This is a genomic window from Bradyrhizobium sp. WYCCWR15520 (genome assembly GCF_056174665.1).
This window is the reverse complement of the sequence record NZ_JBWBWM010000016.1, coordinates 1-14,445: the sequence shown is the minus strand read 5'-3', so window position 1 is coordinate 14,445 and position 14,445 is coordinate 1. Positions and strand designations below refer to the sequence as shown.

Annotated in this window: 15 protein-coding genes; 5 read left to right on the top strand and 10 right to left on the bottom strand. The window is 62.8% G+C overall.

Annotated elements, in window-relative coordinates:
- The first annotated feature begins 17 nt into the window (after positions 1-17).
- Entirely contained in the window at positions 18-1,250 is a 1,233-nt protein-coding gene (locus AC0QUY_RS19340) for an MFS transporter (RefSeq protein ID WP_475387980.1), read from the top strand.
- A gap of 69 nt (positions 1,251-1,319) precedes the next feature.
- Here the strand turns inward: AC0QUY_RS19340 and rpmG are convergent, their stop codons facing one another.
- From rpmG to topA, 6 genes are all read right to left on the bottom strand, one after another.
- Positions 1,320-1,487, bottom strand: coding sequence for a 50S ribosomal protein L33 (gene rpmG / locus AC0QUY_RS19335; RefSeq protein ID WP_027537094.1), 168 nt, complete (start codon positions 1,485-1,487; stop codon positions 1,320-1,322).
- 124 nt (positions 1,488-1,611) lie between these two features.
- Complete coding sequence (locus AC0QUY_RS19330) at positions 1,612-2,937, bottom strand: LLM class flavin-dependent oxidoreductase (RefSeq protein WP_475387979.1); 1,326 nt, start codon at positions 2,935-2,937, stop codon at positions 1,612-1,614.
- Between the two features lie 248 nt (positions 2,938-3,185).
- Positions 3,186-3,923, bottom strand: coding sequence for an NUDIX hydrolase (locus AC0QUY_RS19325; protein WP_475387978.1), 738 nt, complete (start codon positions 3,921-3,923; stop codon positions 3,186-3,188).
- Positions 3,924-3,963: 40 nt separating this feature from the next.
- A complete protein-coding gene (locus AC0QUY_RS19320; RefSeq protein ID WP_161855078.1) occupies positions 3,964-4,398 on the bottom strand; it encodes a DUF983 domain-containing protein in 435 nt (144 codons plus the stop codon).
- Positions 4,386-6,728 carry a ribonuclease R gene (gene rnr, locus AC0QUY_RS19315; RefSeq protein ID WP_475387977.1) on the bottom strand — a complete coding sequence of 781 codons (2,343 nt, stop codon included), beginning with the start codon at positions 6,726-6,728 and terminating at the stop codon, positions 4,386-4,388. The genes AC0QUY_RS19320 and rnr overlap by 13 nt, the downstream gene beginning before the upstream one ends.
- Positions 6,729-9,491, bottom strand: a complete 2,763-nt coding sequence (gene topA / locus AC0QUY_RS19310; RefSeq protein WP_475387976.1) for a type I DNA topoisomerase — start codon at positions 9,489-9,491, stop codon at positions 6,729-6,731. It lies immediately after the preceding gene.
- Between the two features lie 230 nt (positions 9,492-9,721).
- On the opposite strand from topA, the gene AC0QUY_RS19305 reads away from it, so the two are divergent.
- Positions 9,722-9,970, top strand: a complete 249-nt coding sequence (locus AC0QUY_RS19305; RefSeq protein WP_057856780.1) for a hypothetical protein — start codon at positions 9,722-9,724, stop codon at positions 9,968-9,970.
- Positions 9,971-9,995: 25 nt separating this feature from the next.
- Here the strand turns inward: AC0QUY_RS19305 and AC0QUY_RS19300 are convergent, their stop codons facing one another.
- Complete coding sequence (locus AC0QUY_RS19300) at positions 9,996-10,472, bottom strand: winged helix-turn-helix transcriptional regulator (protein WP_475387975.1); 477 nt, start codon at positions 10,470-10,472, stop codon at positions 9,996-9,998.
- Positions 10,473-10,626: 154 nt separating this feature from the next.
- Here AC0QUY_RS19300 and AC0QUY_RS19295 point away from each other — a divergent pair, with 154 nt between their 5' ends.
- Both AC0QUY_RS19295 and AC0QUY_RS19290 read left to right on the top strand, forming a co-directional pair.
- Positions 10,627-11,400, top strand: a complete 774-nt coding sequence (locus tag AC0QUY_RS19295) for an SDR family oxidoreductase (RefSeq protein WP_475387974.1) — start codon at positions 10,627-10,629, stop codon at positions 11,398-11,400.
- 139 nt (positions 11,401-11,539) lie between these two features.
- Positions 11,540-11,680 carry a hypothetical protein gene (locus AC0QUY_RS19290; protein WP_202639102.1) on the top strand — a complete coding sequence of 47 codons (141 nt, stop codon included), beginning with the start codon at positions 11,540-11,542 and terminating at the stop codon, positions 11,678-11,680.
- Between the two features lie 61 nt (positions 11,681-11,741).
- On the opposite strand, the gene AC0QUY_RS19285 is transcribed toward AC0QUY_RS19290, so the two are convergent.
- The gene (locus AC0QUY_RS19285; RefSeq protein ID WP_475387973.1) at positions 11,742-12,350 is read right to left on the bottom strand and encodes an FMN-dependent NADH-azoreductase; all 609 of its coding nucleotides are present in this window, start codon (positions 12,348-12,350) and stop codon (positions 11,742-11,744) included.
- A 100-nt stretch (positions 12,351-12,450) separates the two neighbouring features.
- Between AC0QUY_RS19285 and AC0QUY_RS19280 the strand changes: the two genes are divergently transcribed.
- Positions 12,451-12,852 (top strand): winged helix-turn-helix transcriptional regulator, encoded by a 402-nt coding sequence (locus AC0QUY_RS19280; RefSeq protein WP_161855072.1) that lies wholly within the window; start codon positions 12,451-12,453, stop codon positions 12,850-12,852.
- A 130-nt stretch (positions 12,853-12,982) separates the two neighbouring features.
- Here the strand turns inward: AC0QUY_RS19280 and AC0QUY_RS19275 are convergent, their stop codons facing one another.
- Together AC0QUY_RS19275 and AC0QUY_RS19270 are read right to left on the bottom strand one after the other, a co-directional pair.
- A complete protein-coding gene (locus AC0QUY_RS19275; RefSeq protein ID WP_161856727.1) occupies positions 12,983-13,504 on the bottom strand; it encodes a P-loop NTPase family protein in 522 nt (173 codons plus the stop codon).
- A gap of 171 nt (positions 13,505-13,675) precedes the next feature.
- Positions 13,676-14,128 carry an SgcJ/EcaC family oxidoreductase gene (locus AC0QUY_RS19270; protein ID WP_475387972.1) on the bottom strand — a complete coding sequence of 151 codons (453 nt, stop codon included), beginning with the start codon at positions 14,126-14,128 and terminating at the stop codon, positions 13,676-13,678.
- Positions 14,129-14,445 lie beyond the last annotated feature (317 nt).

The following is a 14,445-nucleotide window of genomic DNA, read 5'->3' as shown; positions in this document are numbered from 1 at the left end:
TAGGGAGAATAAAAACAATGGCCCTGCTGCAGATTCTGCGCCCCACACTGCCCATCCTGATCGGCGCATCCGTCATGCTGACGCTCAGCATGGGCCTGCGGCAGTCGCTCGGCCTTTTCATGCAACCGCTGACGCAGGACATCCGGATTTCGGTTTCCGATTTCACGCTGGCGCTCGCAGTGCAGAATCTCGCCTGGGGTTTCCTGCAGCCGCTCGCCGGGGCGCTGACGGTGCGCTACGGCTTTCGGCCCATTATGATTGTCGGCGCGCTGCTCTATGTCGCGGGCCTCGCGCTCATGGCGGGCGCCAACGGCATTCTCAGCGTCATGATCGGCGGCGGCGTGCTGATCGGCATCTCGCTGGCCTGCACTGCGGCGGCGATCGCGATGTCGGTCGCAGCCCGCGCGGTGCCGGCGTCGGTGCGCTCGACGGTGCTTGGCCTGGTCTCGGGTGCAGGATCGCTCGGCGCGCTGTTGTCGGCGCCGATCGGACAGATTCTCAACGACGGTTATGGCTGGCGGATTGGCCTTGTCGGCTTCGTCGTGCTGTCGCTGCTGATGATTCCGGCCGCATGGTACGCGGGGCGGGTGGACAAGGTCCCGCTGCCCAAGCCCGCCGATGACGAGATCGACGACGCTTCGGCTGCCATGGCTACGAAGATGGCATTCTCCAACGCTTCGTTCGTGGTGATGACCGGCGCCTACTTCGTCTGCGGCATGCAGCTCGTCTTTCTTACCACGCATCTGCCGTCTTATCTGGCGATCTGCGGCATGGACCCGATGCTGAGCGCGCAGACGCTCGGCATGATCGGCGGCTTCAACGTGCTCGGCAGCATCTTCTTCGGCTGGGCCGGCCAGCGCTGGAACAAGCTGGCGCTGCTCGGCGGCATCTACATCTTCCGCTCCATCGCGCTCGCCTGGTACTTCACGCTGCCGCCGACGCAGGCGACCACGCTGCTGTTCGGCGCCATCATGGGGTTTCTGTGGATGGGCGTCGGCCCGCTGGTCGCGGGCGCAGTGGCCGAGATGTTCGGCCTGAAATGGCAGGCGATGATCCAGGGCCTTGCCTTCATGAGCCATCAGGCCGGCAGCTTCCTCGGCGCCTTTGGCGGCGGGGTGCTCTACGACGCGCTCGGCTCCTACACCATGGCCTGGCGGATCGGCGTCGCGCTGGGGCTGGCCGGCGGCATTATCCAGGTCGCGTTCGCGCTGATCCGGCCGAGCGGGCCGCCGCAGATGCAGACGGCTTAGCCGTTGTAGGGCGGAATCAAAAACGGGGCCGAAGGGCCCCGTTCAAACCGTCAGCGATAGGCTGCGACGTTACTTGATCTTCGATTCCTTGAACTCGACGTGCTTGCGCGCGACCGGGTCGTACTTCTTCTTGACCAGCTTGTCGGTCATGGTGCGCGAGTTCTTCTTGGCGACGTAGTAGAAGCCGGTATCCGCCGTGGAAACGAGCTTGACCTTGATGGTGACCGCTTTGGCCATGGTTGAGACCTCAAATGTCTGGAAATCTGGCGCCGGCCAAACCGGCCTGCATTTGCGCGCAACCTAGCTTCTGATCGCCCAAAGTCAAGGTTTTCGGGGCAAAAACCGGCCGGATTCGGCGGGATTAACCCTCAAAGAACCGGTTTTTCGGCCTCGGCAGCCCCAGATTCTCCCGCAGGGTCTTGCCCTCATACTCTTTTCGGAAAATCCCGCGCCTTTGCAGTTCCGGCACCACCTTGTCGACGAAATCGTCCAGCCCCGCGGGCAGGAACGGGAACATGATGTTGAAGCCGTCGCTGCCGCGGCTCACCAGCCAGTCTTCCATCTGGTCGGCGATGGTCTTGGGCGTGCCGACGAACGACAGCCCGCCATAGCCGCCGACCCGCTGGGCGAGCTGGCGCACCGTGAGCTTGTCGCGCGCGGCGGCATCGACGAGGCGTTGGCGGCCGCTCTTGCTGGCATTCGTCTCGGGGATTTCCGGCAACTGCCCGTCGGGATCGAATCCGGACGCATCCGTGCCGAGCTGCACCGAGAGCGAGGCGATGGCGCTGTCGTAATGCACCATGCTGTCGAGTTTTGCTCTCTTCTCCTTGGCTTCCTCGACGCTGTCGCCCACGACGACGAAGGCGCCGGGCAGGATCTTCAGGTGCTCGGGGTCGCGGCCGATCTTCTCCATGCGGCCCTTGATGTCGGCGTAAAGCTTTTGCCCGTCGGCGAGGCTGCCGCCGCCGGTGAACACGGCTTCGGCCGTTTCCGCTGCGAGCTGCTTGCCGTCTTCGGACGCGCCGGCCTGCACGATCAGCGGCCAGCCCTGCACGGGGCGGGCGATGTTGAGCGGCCCACGGACGGAGAGATATTTTCCCTTGTGATTGAGCACGTGCATCTTTTCGGGATCGAAATAGAGCCCGCTCTCGACGTCGCGCACGAAGGCGTCGTCGGCGAAGGAATCCCAGAGACCCGTGACCACGTCATAGAACTCGCGCGCCCGCTTGTAGCGCTCGGCGTGCTCCATGTGGTCGTCGAGCCCGAAATTGAGCGCGGCGTCCGGATTGGAGGTGGTGACGATATTCCACCCCGCGCGTCCGCCCGAGATGTGATCGAGCGAGGCGAAGCGGCGGGCAACGTGATAGGGCTCGTCGAACGTCGTCGATCCCGTCGCGATCAGGCCGATATGTTCGGTGGCGCCGGCCAGCGCCGACAGCAGCGTGAACGGCTCGAACGAGGTGACCGTGTGGCTGCGCTTGAGCGCGTTGATCGGCATGTTCAGCACGGCGAGGTGGTCCGCCATGAAGAAGGCGTCGAATTTGCCAGTCTCGAGTTTCTGGATCAGTTGCTTGATGCGCGGGAAATTGAAATTGGCATCGGGCCAGGCGCCGGGATAGCGCCACGCGCCGGTATGGATGGAGACCGGCCGCATGAAAGCGCCGAGCTTGAGTTGCCGCTGTGCCATTGCCCCGTTCCGTTGCTGTTATTGTTGGGGAAGAGATAGGGAGGCGATTACGGCAGCGCCAATGGGCAGCGTCGAGAAGGATTTTGCAATTTAAGGGACTGGAGGAGAACAATTCGACGGCGCCAATACCGTCATTGCGAGGAGCATAGCGACGAAGCAATCCACTTCCTCGCCCGGGGGAGATGGATTGCTTCGCTACGCTCGCAATGACGGGGAGAGGGCGGGGGGATGCGGAGAGAGCGGAGGCCTTACGCCCCCAGCACATCCTTTTGCATCTTGCCGCCGTAGAAATGGAAGAACGGCACCGGCGCGTCGTGGCGCAGGGGCCCGGTGGCAAGGCGGCGGTCGAGTTCGGCGAGCACGTTCTTGGTCATGGCATGCGCGTCGGCGAGCGGCTGCGAGCCGATCTCGACCCACACCAGTTCGACCAGTTCGGCATCGGCGTGGATGACGCCTTCGACCCGATGCGCGATGGCTGACGCATCCGCCGTGAAGAAGCGCGTATCGAAACGGCGGACGCGGCCGGGCGGGGTGATCGCGCGCGCGATCAGGAATAGTCCTGACGGATCGGGCAGCAGGCCGGCTTCCGCGAACGGCTTCCAGGCGCCGTCCAGCTTCACGGGCTTGTCGACCTTGCATCCCAGACAGAGGCCGGTTTCCTCACAGGCTTCGCGGATTGCGGCAACCGCGAGCGCGCGCGCCCGGGAAGGCGCGATCTTCGGGCTGCCCTTGAGAAGATTGGCTTCAAGCTCCGCGGAAATCGGAGCGGCGACCGGCACCCGGTTGTCCGACTTGTCGACACGGCCACCGGGGAAAACATACTTGCCCGGCATGAACACCACCTTGTCGTGGCGCTTGCCGACCAGCACCTTGGGCTTCTCGCCGGAGCGGTCGATCAGGATCAGGGTCGCTGCATCCTTGGGCCGGAAGTAAGGATGGTGATCGGCTTCTTTTCCTTCCTGTACGGTAGTCGCAGCGTCGCTCATTCCATCCCCATCGTGATGCTTCTTGTTGGCCCCGGTTTAGCTAGACCGGGGGAATGTCGCTGGGCGCATTCTCGTCAAAGCCGTGCATGCGCAGCGCCCATTGGAAACCGACCACCGCGCCCTTGACCGGCTGCAACAGCAGCAGCGACGAAATGAAAGTGATCGGCAAATAGATTGCCAGTTGCAGCCACACCGCGGGTGAGTAATTGGTTTCGATCCACAGCGCCGCCGGTACCACGATGTGGCCGACGATGACGATCACGAGATAGGCCGGCAGATCGTCAGCCCTGTGCGGCGAGAAGTCGAGCCCGCATACCGAGCAATTGTTGGCAGTCTTCAGGAAGGCGCGAAACATCTTGCCTTCGCCGCAGCGCGGACAACGGCAACGGAAACCGCGCTTCATCGCGGTCCAGAGATCGCGCTTTTCGGCGTGTGCGGGATCCCGGGTCCATGTCGTGGGACTCACCGTTTCCATGACTTGCCTTTCTTCGATTTGCCGGGCTTGGATTTCCCGGACTTGCCCTTGTGGAGCTTTCGAACCTTGTCGCGCGGGCTGCGGCCCGGATGCGATTTCGACGGCTTTGCCTGTGCTTTCGAGCCCTCGCGTTTTCTGCCGCGCGGAATGACCTGACCTTCCGACAACAGCTCGAACCGCAACGCGCCGGCCACTGGTGCAGCTTCTACCAGACGCACGTCGACAACGTCACCCAACCGATGCATGGCACCGCTGCGTGAGCCGACGAGCGCGTGGCGCGTCTCGTCATAATTGAAATACTCCGTGCCGAGCGTGCGGATCGGGATTAGCCCGTCGGCGCCGGTATCGGATAACTTCACGAACAAGCCGGCGCGGGTGACGCCGGAAATACGACCCTGAAACGTTGCGCCGATGCGGTCGGCGAGGAAATGTGCGATCAGCCGGTCTGCGGTCTCGCGTTCCGCCTTCATCGCGCGGCGTTCGGTCAGCGAAATCTGCGCCGCGACCTCGCTCAGTGTTTCCAGCGTCTCGCTCTCCGGCAACGCGCCTTCGCCGAGACCAAGCGCGCGGATCAGCGCCCGATGCACGATCAGATCCGCATATCGCCTGATCGGCGACGTGAAATGCGCGTAGCGGCGCAGGTTGAGGCCGAAATGGCCGTAATTCTCCGCCGAATATTCCGCCTGCGCCTGCGAGCGCAGCACCACCTCGTTGACGAGCGGTTCGTAGTCTTCGCCGCGGACCTGTCCCAGCACGCGATTGAACAGGGCAGGGCGCAACGCACCGGTCTTCGCGAACGGGAGGTCGAGTGTCTTCAGGAACTCCTGAAGGTTATGAACCTTCTCCAGGGTCGGCTCGTCGTGCACCCGATAGATAAGCGGCAGGCCCTTCTTTTCAAGCATTTCGGCGGCAGCGACATTGGCGAGGATCATGAATTCCTCGATCAGACGATGCGCGTCGAGGCGCTCCGGAACGATGACGCGATCGACCGTGCCGTCGGGCTTGAGCAGGATTTTTCGCTCGGGCAGATCGAGATCGAGCGGATCGCGCTCGTCGCGTGCGAGTTTCACCAGCGCATAGGCTGCGTAGAGCGGCTTCAGGATCGGTTCCAGCAGCGGGCCGGTGGTATCGTCGGGGCGGCCGTCGATGGCGGCCTGCGCCTGCGCGTAATGCAGCTTGGCGGCCGAACGCATCAGCACGCGATGAAAGCTGTGCGAGCGCTTGCGGCCGTCGGGGCCGATCACCAGCCGCACCGCAAGCGCGCCGCGCGGCTCGCCCGGCACCAGCGAGCAGAGATTGTTGGAGATGCGCTCGGGTAGCATCGGCACGACGCGGTCGGGGAAATAGACCGAGTTGCCGCGCGTCAGCCCATCACGGTCCAGCGCCGAGCCCGGCCGCACGTAGAAGGCGACGTCGGCAATCGCGACATGGACGATGTAGCCGCCCTTATTGTTCGGATCGGGATCGAGCGCGGCGTGCACTGCGTCGTCGTGATCTTTGGCGTCGGGCGGATCGATGGTGACAAGCGGCAAATCGCGCCAGTCTTCACGGCCTTTCAGCGTAGCTGGCTCGGCCGCCTCGGCCTCGCGCACCGCGGACGGTGAAAACGCCTGCGGAATCTCGTGGGCATGGATCGCGATCAGGCTGATCGCCTTCTCGCTCGACAGCGAGCCCAGCCGCTCCTTCACCTTGCCGGAGGCAAGGCCATAGCCGCGCGAGCGAACCAGATCGACGCTGACGAGGTCGCCGTCCTCGGCACCGCCGGTATCCGAAGGCGCGATGTTCAATTCACGTCCGGCCTGTTTCTTGTCGACGGGAACGAGCAGGCCGCCGCCACCAGGCAGCTTGCGGAAGATGCCGAGCAGGCGCGTGCGGGCTTGATCGATGATCTTGATGATTCGGCCGCGATAGGGGGCGATTTCGCCATCATCAGCCTTTTCGATCCGCAACAGGGCGCGGTCGCCGACACCGGCAGCGGTGCCCGGTTGCAGGCGGCGCGGGACGTGGATGCGGATCTTCGGCGCGGGACCGTTTTCCTCGGTGTCCCATTCTGTGGGAACGGCGAGCAATTCGCCGTCGGTGTCGCGGCCGGTGATGTCGGCGATCACGGTTGGGGGCAGGAGAGCCGTCTCGTGGATTTTCCGGCCGCGCTTGGCGATGGCGCCGTCGTCGGCGAGTTCGCGCAGGATGCGCTTCAGTTCGGCGCGGTCGGCATTCTTCAGGCCGAACTCGCGGGCGATTTCCCGCGTGCCGATCTTGCCTGGATGGGCACGGATAAAGGCAACGATGGCGTCCCGGCTCGGAAAGCCATGGTCGTGTTTTCTCTTCACTTATCCCCGGGCCTTGCCCGCGCTCTTCTTCGCGGGCGTTTTGGATGGAGCGGCGGGCTTGGCCGCCGATGTCTTGGCGGCGGAGGCGACCGGCGCGCGCGCCTTGCTGACGGCTTCCGATTTCGGCTTTGCTGCGGCTTTCTTCGCCGCTGCCTTCTTGGCAGGTTTTGGCGCGTCGGGGTCGGCAGCCTTGGTAGCGGTCTTGGCGGCCTTTTTCGGCGCGGCCTTCTTGGCGCCGCGCTTCGGCTTGCCGCCGCCCTTGGCCGCGCGCTCGTCGATCAGCGCGATGGCTTCGGCGAGCGTGATCGTGTCGGGCGTCTTGTCGCTCGGGATCGTGGCGTTGACGCCGCCGGCGGTGACATAGGCGCCGTAGCGGCCGTTCTTCACGGCGACACCGCCCAAGCTCGGATGCTCGCCCAGCGGCTTGCCGGGATCGGCGCCGAAGCGGCGGCCGCTCGGGCCTTTTGCGATCTTTTCCGCGATCAGCGTCACCGCGCGGTTGAGGCCGATGTCGAACACCTCATCGCCGGCCTCGAGACTGGCATAGGTCTTTTCGTGCCGCACGAACGGCCCGAAGCGGCCGATGCCTGCGGTGATCGGCTCGCCGGTTTCCGGATGTTTTCCAACTTCGCGCGGGAGCGACAGCAGTTTTAGAGCCAGTTCGAGCTCCATGTCGCCCGGCGACATGTTCTTCGGGATGCCGGCGCGCTTGGGCTTTTCGCCCTCTTCGTAATCCTTCTGCTCGCCGAGCTGGATGTAGGGGCCGAAACGTCCGGCCTTCACCGTCACGTCGAGGTCGGTCTCGGGATCCTTGCCCAGAACGCGGTCGGCGCTGGCTTCGCTATCGGCGGCCAGCGGGCGGGTGTAGCGGCATTCCGGATAGTTCGAGCAGCCGACAAAAGCGCCGAACTTGCCGGCCTTCAGGTTGAGCTTGCCGGTGCCGCAGGTCGGGCACTGCCTGACATCGCCGCCATCCGCGCGTGGCGGATAGATGTGCGGCCCCAGCATGTCGTCGAGCACGTCCAGCACCTCGGCGACGCGCAGATCCTTGATGTCGTTGACCGCGCCGATGAAGCCGGCCCAGAAATCCTGCAACACCTGCTGCCAGGAAATCTCGTTGTTGGAGATGCGGTCGAGCTGCTCTTCCAGTGCGGCGGTGAAGTCGTACTCCACATAGCGCGAGAAGAAGTTTTCAAGAAACGCGACCACGACGCGGCCCTTGTCCTCGCCGTGCAGCCGCTTCTTCTCCAGCTTGACGTAGCCGCGATCTTTCAGCACCTGCAGGATCGAGGCGTAGGTCGAGGGACGGCCGATGCCGAGCTCTTCCATCCGCTTGACCAGCGACGCTTCGGAGAAGCGCGGCGGCGGCTCGGTGAAGTGTTGCGTGACGGCAAGATCCTGCCGCTTCAACGGCTCGCCTTCGCTCATGGCGGGGAGGCGGCGGGAATCCTCGTCTTCCTCGTCGTCGCGGCCTTCCTGGTAGAGCGCGAGGAAGCCGTCGAACTTGATGACCTGGCCGGAAGCGCGCAGCTCCAGCACGCGGGAGCCGGCTTTCGCCGCGATATCGACGGTGGTGCGTTCGAGTTCGGCCGATTCCATCTGGCTCGCAATGGTGCGGATCCAGATCAGCTCATAAAGCTTGGCCTGATCGGGATCGAGGCGGCGGCGCATCTCGGCGGGACGGCGCGCCAGATCGGTCGGGCGGATCGCTTCGTGCGCTTCCTGCGCGTTCTTGGCCTTGGTCTGGTACTGGCGCGGCGCATCCGGCACATAGGCCTTGCCGTAATCCTCGCCGATCACCTTGCGGGCCTGCGTGATCGCGGAGCCGTCGATCTGCACGCCGTCGGTTCGCATATAGGTGATGAGACCGGTGGTCTCGCCGCCGATGTCGATGCCTTCATACAGCCGCTGCGCGATCCGCATGGTGTGCGCCGGCGCAAAGCCGAGCTTGCGGCTCGCTTCCTGCTGCAGCGTCGAAGTGGTGAAGGGCGCTTGCGGATTGCGGCGGGCCGGCTTTGCCTCAACCGTCGAAACCGTGAAGTTTGCGGCTTCGATCGCCTTCTTGAGGTCTTCGGCTTCGGCGCCGGAGCCGATGTCGAGCCGTTGGATCTTCTTGCCGTCGGCGCCGACAAGCCGCGCTTCGAAGCTATCGCCGCGCGGCGTGGTCAGCGTCGCGACCAGCGACCAGTATTCGCGGGGGACGAATTTTTCGATCTCGAGTTCGCGATCGCAGACCAGCCGCAGCGCGACCGACTGCACACGGCCGGCCGAGCGCGCGCCGGGCAGCTTGCGCCACAGCACCGGTGAGAGCGTGAAGCCGACCAGATAGTCCAGCGCGCGGCGCGCCATATAGGCGTCGACCAGCGCGCCGTCGATCTGGCGCGGCGCCTTCATGGCGTCAGTCACGGCCTGCTTGGTAATGGCGTTGAACACCACGCGCTCGATCTTCTGATCTTTCAGCGCGCGCTTCTCTTTCATGACCTCCAGCACGTGCCAGGAGATCGCTTCACCCTCGCGATCAGGGTCGGTTGCGAGAATCAGGCGGTCGGCACCCTTCAGCGCTTTCGCGATGTCGTTGAGTCGGCCAGCCGCCTTGGGATCGACCTCCCAGATCATCTGAAAGTTAGCTTCCGGGTCGACGGAACCGTTCTTGGCAGGGAGGTCACGGACATGGCCGAACGAGGCCAGAACCTCATAGGAGGCGCCCAAATACTTATTGATCGTCTTGGCTTTCGCCGGCGACTCCACGATGACGATATTCATGTCATTCCAATGGCTTACGGGAAAAGATAAAGGCGGGTTCCGCGAGACTCGCGGCCCACCGATTGGACCCGAACATGGGTGGTGAGGCGGCCCCTGTCAAATCAGCAAATGCCGCCAGGGAACCTTTTGATGTCCACTTATATCTGAGGAGTTGCGAAATGCGCCCTAGAGTTGCGCCATCAAAGGGGTTATTTCTGGGCAATACTTTGTGTCATTGGGATGCAAGTTTTTTGAGCAAAGCTGCTGGCGGCCGGAAGCGGAAAGCTTCAGGCAAGAAACCGGACTCGCCAACCGAAGTACCAGAACGAGGTGAAGAGGGCGGCCCTGACGAGGCCGTAGCCTTCATTGCGGAGACCGTTGCCGAACTGGTCAAGCTCGCGGAGCGCCATCGGCTCGAGGTGCTCAGTCATCTGCTCGGCATGGCGCAGCTCGAGGCGGAAGAGCGGCTGCGGACCCGGAGCAAGCACAAGCTGTCGTGAACTTGGAGTGATGATGGATCGGCAGCTACGCTCTAACTCGCTTGCCAATCTTTCCCGCCGGACGCGCCTTCAGGGCGGTGTCTCCGGCACCCAATAGCCGCCCATCCTGCGAATAGAGTTCGAGCTTGCGGACCGGCTTACCCTTTTCCTTATCGACGAGGATGGTGGCGATCTCCTCGGGCCGCTCGTCGAATTCCTCGCTCCATTGCCGCAAGGCGACCAGGATCGGAAACACGCCGCGGCCCTTCGGCGTCAGCAGATATTCCTGATAGACGCTGCCGTCGGAGGCGGGGGCGATCTTGAGAATACCCTGATCGACCAGCGCGCGCAGCCGCACGGCGAGGATGTTCTTGGCGAGGCCGAGCCGCTTCTGGAATTCGCCGAAGCGGCTGATACCGAACAGCGCCTCGCGAATGATGAGGAGCGACCACCAGTCGCCGATCGCATCCAGCGAGCGCGCGATCGGGCAGTCGTCGTGCTCAAAGCTGGTGCGTTTCACCATAGTGGGGCTTCCCGTTGAATCCTTGTTGACGCGTTCTCTTCACTTCGCTTGAAAACGCTCTCTGCGTGCCGATCACGGTCTTGTGTGGTTGCAATATTAAACCAGACGCTCTACGTAGGCAATCTGGTTTAATTATGCAACCATCGGAGAAGCCATGAGGCTTGCGAACAAGACGGCGTTGATCACAGGGGGCAACAGCGGCATCGGTCTTGCGACCGCAAGATTGTTCGTGGCCGAAGGCGCCCGGGTCGTCATCACCGGACGAAATCAGGCGACGCTCGATGCCGCCGCCAAGGAATTGGGGCCGAACGCGCTCGCGCTCGCCGCCGACGCGACTGACATTGCCGCCACCGAAGCTGCGATCGGGAAGGGGGCTGAAAAGTTCGGCAAGTACGACATCCTGTTCGCCAATGCCGGCATCGCCGGCGGCACGCCGCTGGGCGCCACCGATATCGAAGCGTTCCAGAAGGTCATCAGCACCAATCTCACTGGCGTGTTCTTCACCGTGCAGTCGGCGCTGCCGCATCTCAACGACAACGGCTCGATCATCCTCAACGGCTCGGTGATCTCCGTGCTCGGCATTCCCGGCTATTCGGCCTATGGCGCGGCCAAGGCCGGCGTGCGGGCCATGGCGCGGATCATGGCGTCGGAATTGTCGCCGCGCGGCATCCGCGTCAACGTGGTGGCCCCGGGCGCGATTCGCACCCCGATCTGGGGCGCGGCAATCGCCACGCCGGAAGCCGAAAAGGCCTTTGAAAAGCGGATCGCGCTGTCGACGCCACTCGGCCGCATCGGCGAACCCGACCATATCTCGAAGACGGTGTTGTTCCTTGCTTCGGACGATTCCGCCCATGTGCAGGGCCAGGAACTGTTCGTCGACGGCGGCGCCACGGCCTCGCCGAGCGGTGCGCCGATCTATCGGGGGTAAGCCTGCTTCCGTGGCCTCGGTCAGTCCGCCGACCTGCGACGGATTGGCGCTGAGCCGGAAGGGCGCATTGAACGTTAGTCGTCATTGCCGGACATTCGAAGCATAGGAGTTTTTTGACGCAAGAGAACTGGAAGCAGTCATGCCGAAAAAGGCTGGCGTCTCTTCATCCGCGTCGCAGAAGTCGGACAGCGGGCAATTCGTTTCAGTTGCGCTGTTTTCCGGCGTCGGTCTTTTGATCTCCCTCGTGATCGTTCTCTGCCGCATGAACGGCATTTTCTAAATTGTTTCCCCAACCATGCAGGGCGGCTGCCGTCGGATGAGACGGCAGCCAGTCCTTCACCCTAAGCGGCGTGCAGATCGCCTGCGGCTTTCAGCGCGCCGGCGACAGCTTTTTCGCGGTGCTCAGGGCCGACCTGAATGCCATCGGCGGAAATGAATTCCGGATTCCGGATTCCGATGAAGCCGAATACCCAGCGCAAATAGGTTTCGACGTGTTCGCCAGGGGCGACCGGTGTGTCCGCGCCGTAATAGCCGCCGCGGGAGATCGCGATGATGACGCGCTTGTTGCCGGCCAGACCTTCGACGCCTTGCGCGCCGTACTTGAACGTCTTGCCCGCGACCAGGATGCGGTCGATCCAGGCCTTGAGCTGGCTCGGGACGGTGAAGTTATACATGGGCGCGCCGATCACGACGATGTCGGCGGCCAGAAACTCGTTCAGCACCGCCTGGCCGGCGGCGATGTCGTCGCGCAATGAGGCGTCCGGGGGCGCTCCCTGACTGGCGGCGAGGTGCAAACCAGACAGATGCGCCAGCGGCGTCAGCGTCAGATCGCGATAGCTGACTTCGAGGCCCGGGGTGGACTGGCGCAGGCGGTCAACCACGGCGGCGGAAACCTGGCGGCTGACGGAGTGGGGGCCGAGAACGCTGGAATCGAGATGCAGAAGTTTCATGGTAGGGGTCACCCTTTGGTATAGGTTTGTAACTGGCGCTATATGAGTGACCGTGGCATAACCCCGCAAGAACGCACATTTTTCTCACCCGAGCACATCCATGAGACCCGAGCACAAGATTGTGCCTGCCATGCCTCCGGGCCCGCATGCCGAGGGCAGTTGCCGCGCGGTGGCTTCCGTGCTGGCCCGCGTCGGCGACAAATGGAGTGTGCTCGTGATCATGATGCTGATCGATGGGCCGATGCGCTTCAATGAGCTCAAGCGCAAGATCGGCGGCATCTCGCAGCGGATGCTGACGCTCACCTTGCGCGGACTTGAGCGCGACGGCCTCGTGACGCGCACGATCTTTCCGACCATCCCGCCGCGGGTCGATTACGAACTGACCGATCTGGGCCGTGGGCTGGCGCAGCCGGTGCAGGCGCTCGGCAAATGGGCGTTCGAGCACCTGCCGGAGATCGAGGGCGCGCGGGTTAGTTTCGATGCGCGCAACGAAAAAGATTAGGGCGTGTACTCATAAATCAGGGGCGTAGTCTTCGTCGTGCCTGATGTCGGCTCATCGCTCAACAGCAGCACAAAAGCGGACATCGCTGGAGGTCGCTGAAGTGCCAAGAAGAGACATTGCGCCAATGTTCTTAGCGCGATGAATGTGCTGGCGAGGCAGCAAAATCCTTGATCTCCCGGTCGCGGCTTAGGCGAACGACCGGCACTTCTGCACCATACTTCAGGCGCTCAGCCTCGATAACTGGCTTGCGGTCGGCGTTGTAGCGCCACGCCTCTCGCATCAAATTCCAGTCGAACTGTTCTGGGCATCCCTTGGGCAAGTCCGGTCGTATCCCGTCGCGAGCAAAGGCTGAACGCCAGGCGATACGCCACTGGCAGAGCCAACGCGGGCGCTCGATAACAACCAAGGTATCGGCCCGCGCCAGCGTAAGATCGAAGGCCAGCCCCGAGAAACTGCCGTCGACGACCCAGCCCTCGCTCGCGATTGCATCGGCGACGCGCGCCCGAAAGCTCGCTTTGTCCGATGCCTTCCAACCGGGCAGCCAGTAGAGCACATCAAGATGCACCACCGGCAGCCCCAGCTTTTGCCCCAGGTTCAGGGCGAGGCGTGTTTTGCCGCTGCCTTGGCAACCAATGACGATGACCCTGCGCATGGTGCGAAGCGCTTCATAGGAATACACGGCGAAAGAATATTTAGTTGCGGGACTTCCGGAAAGGGTCATAAGGCGCGATTCGGTCGATTGTTCGGCTACTTCCGGTTTGCCTCGGTAAGCCTACGATTGCAGAGCCAGACCGGACATCGCTTTCGGGCCAAGAGCGGAACTTCACTGCTTGGGCGGTGGACGCAATGACGAGTGATGATGGGCTATGACCCAATCGTTGCTCTCTTTGACAAGAACCATCATGAAACGTGCTGGCTCTGGCACGAGTTTGCCCTCGCGGTTACGCATGAAATCGTTGAAGCCGACTGCCAGTATGGTTGTGGGATTGATCACCTTCAGCTGCTTCTCCACGAATTCGACCTTGTTGCCGGTGCCGATTACCACAGTAAAGTATTGCGTAATTGCCTCACGCCCCAATGTTAGATCTCTGCTCCTGGTGCCATGTAGGATCGCGTCGGTCGCATACAGCTTAGCGACGGCGACGTTGTCGTTGGCGTCGTAAGCAGCTTTCCATCGGGCAAACAAAGCATCCGCCTCCTCCTCGGGACCTGCGAACACCTGAGCTGGAGCCATCGCCAACAGCGCCACCAACAAGACTCGTCCGAATGCGAGCATGGCTTCCTCCTGATGTCATCAGAACGGTTGGCTTCCGATTGTGTCATTACGCCGCGTCGTAAGCAACACTTCACGCCCGGCGACTTCCGAGTTGGGTCACAAGCGGCGGTCGAAGGATCGCTGATGCGATGTCCGGACTGCCCTCAATACCAGACCAGCCGGAAGTGACGAAGTTGGTCGGCTTAGGGTCCGATTGTGTTGAAAAAGGCGGCTGTTGCGACGCAGAGATATCAGTGATTCAGTCTGTCTAATTGGCAGGACTGAAGGTCATGATGGGGCATCGGCAAATCGAACAAGCTGCGTTGTTCTATGAGTTC

What these genes read in the sequence shown, in the direction of transcription:
- AC0QUY_RS19275 (WP_161856727.1), bottom strand. Translation starts at nt 13,504, where the DNA reads ATGCGCAGGGTCATCGTCATTGGTTGCCAAGGCAGCGGCAAAACACGC.
- AC0QUY_RS19290 (WP_202639102.1), top strand. Translation starts at nt 11,540, where the DNA reads ATGCCGAAAAAGGCTGGCGTCTCTTCATCCGCGTCGCAGAAGTCGGAC.
- AC0QUY_RS19280 (WP_161855072.1), top strand. Translation starts at nt 12,451, where the DNA reads ATGAGACCCGAGCACAAGATTGTGCCTGCCATGCCTCCGGGCCCGCAT.
- AC0QUY_RS19325 (WP_475387978.1), bottom strand. Translation starts at nt 3,923, where the DNA reads ATGAGCGACGCTGCGACTACCGTACAGGAAGGAAAAGAAGCCGATCAC.
- rpmG (WP_027537094.1), bottom strand. Translation starts at nt 1,487, where the DNA reads ATGGCCAAAGCGGTCACCATCAAGGTCAAGCTCGTTTCCACGGCGGAT.
- AC0QUY_RS19330 (WP_475387979.1), bottom strand. Translation starts at nt 2,937, where the DNA reads ATGGCACAGCGGCAACTCAAGCTCGGCGCTTTCATGCGGCCGGTCTCC.
- AC0QUY_RS19270 (WP_475387972.1), bottom strand. Translation starts at nt 14,128, where the DNA reads ATGCTCGCATTCGGACGAGTCTTGTTGGTGGCGCTGTTGGCGATGGCT.
- AC0QUY_RS19320 (WP_161855078.1), bottom strand. Translation starts at nt 4,398, where the DNA reads ATGGAAACGGTGAGTCCCACGACATGGACCCGGGATCCCGCACACGCC.
- AC0QUY_RS19295 (WP_475387974.1), top strand. Translation starts at nt 10,627, where the DNA reads ATGAGGCTTGCGAACAAGACGGCGTTGATCACAGGGGGCAACAGCGGC.
- AC0QUY_RS19300 (WP_475387975.1), bottom strand. Translation starts at nt 10,472, where the DNA reads ATGGTGAAACGCACCAGCTTTGAGCACGACGACTGCCCGATCGCGCGC.
- AC0QUY_RS19285 (WP_475387973.1), bottom strand. Translation starts at nt 12,350, where the DNA reads ATGAAACTTCTGCATCTCGATTCCAGCGTTCTCGGCCCCCACTCCGTC.
- AC0QUY_RS19340 (WP_475387980.1), top strand. Translation starts at nt 18, where the DNA reads ATGGCCCTGCTGCAGATTCTGCGCCCCACACTGCCCATCCTGATCGGC.
- topA (WP_475387976.1), bottom strand. Translation starts at nt 9,491, where the DNA reads ATGAATATCGTCATCGTGGAGTCGCCGGCGAAAGCCAAGACGATCAAT.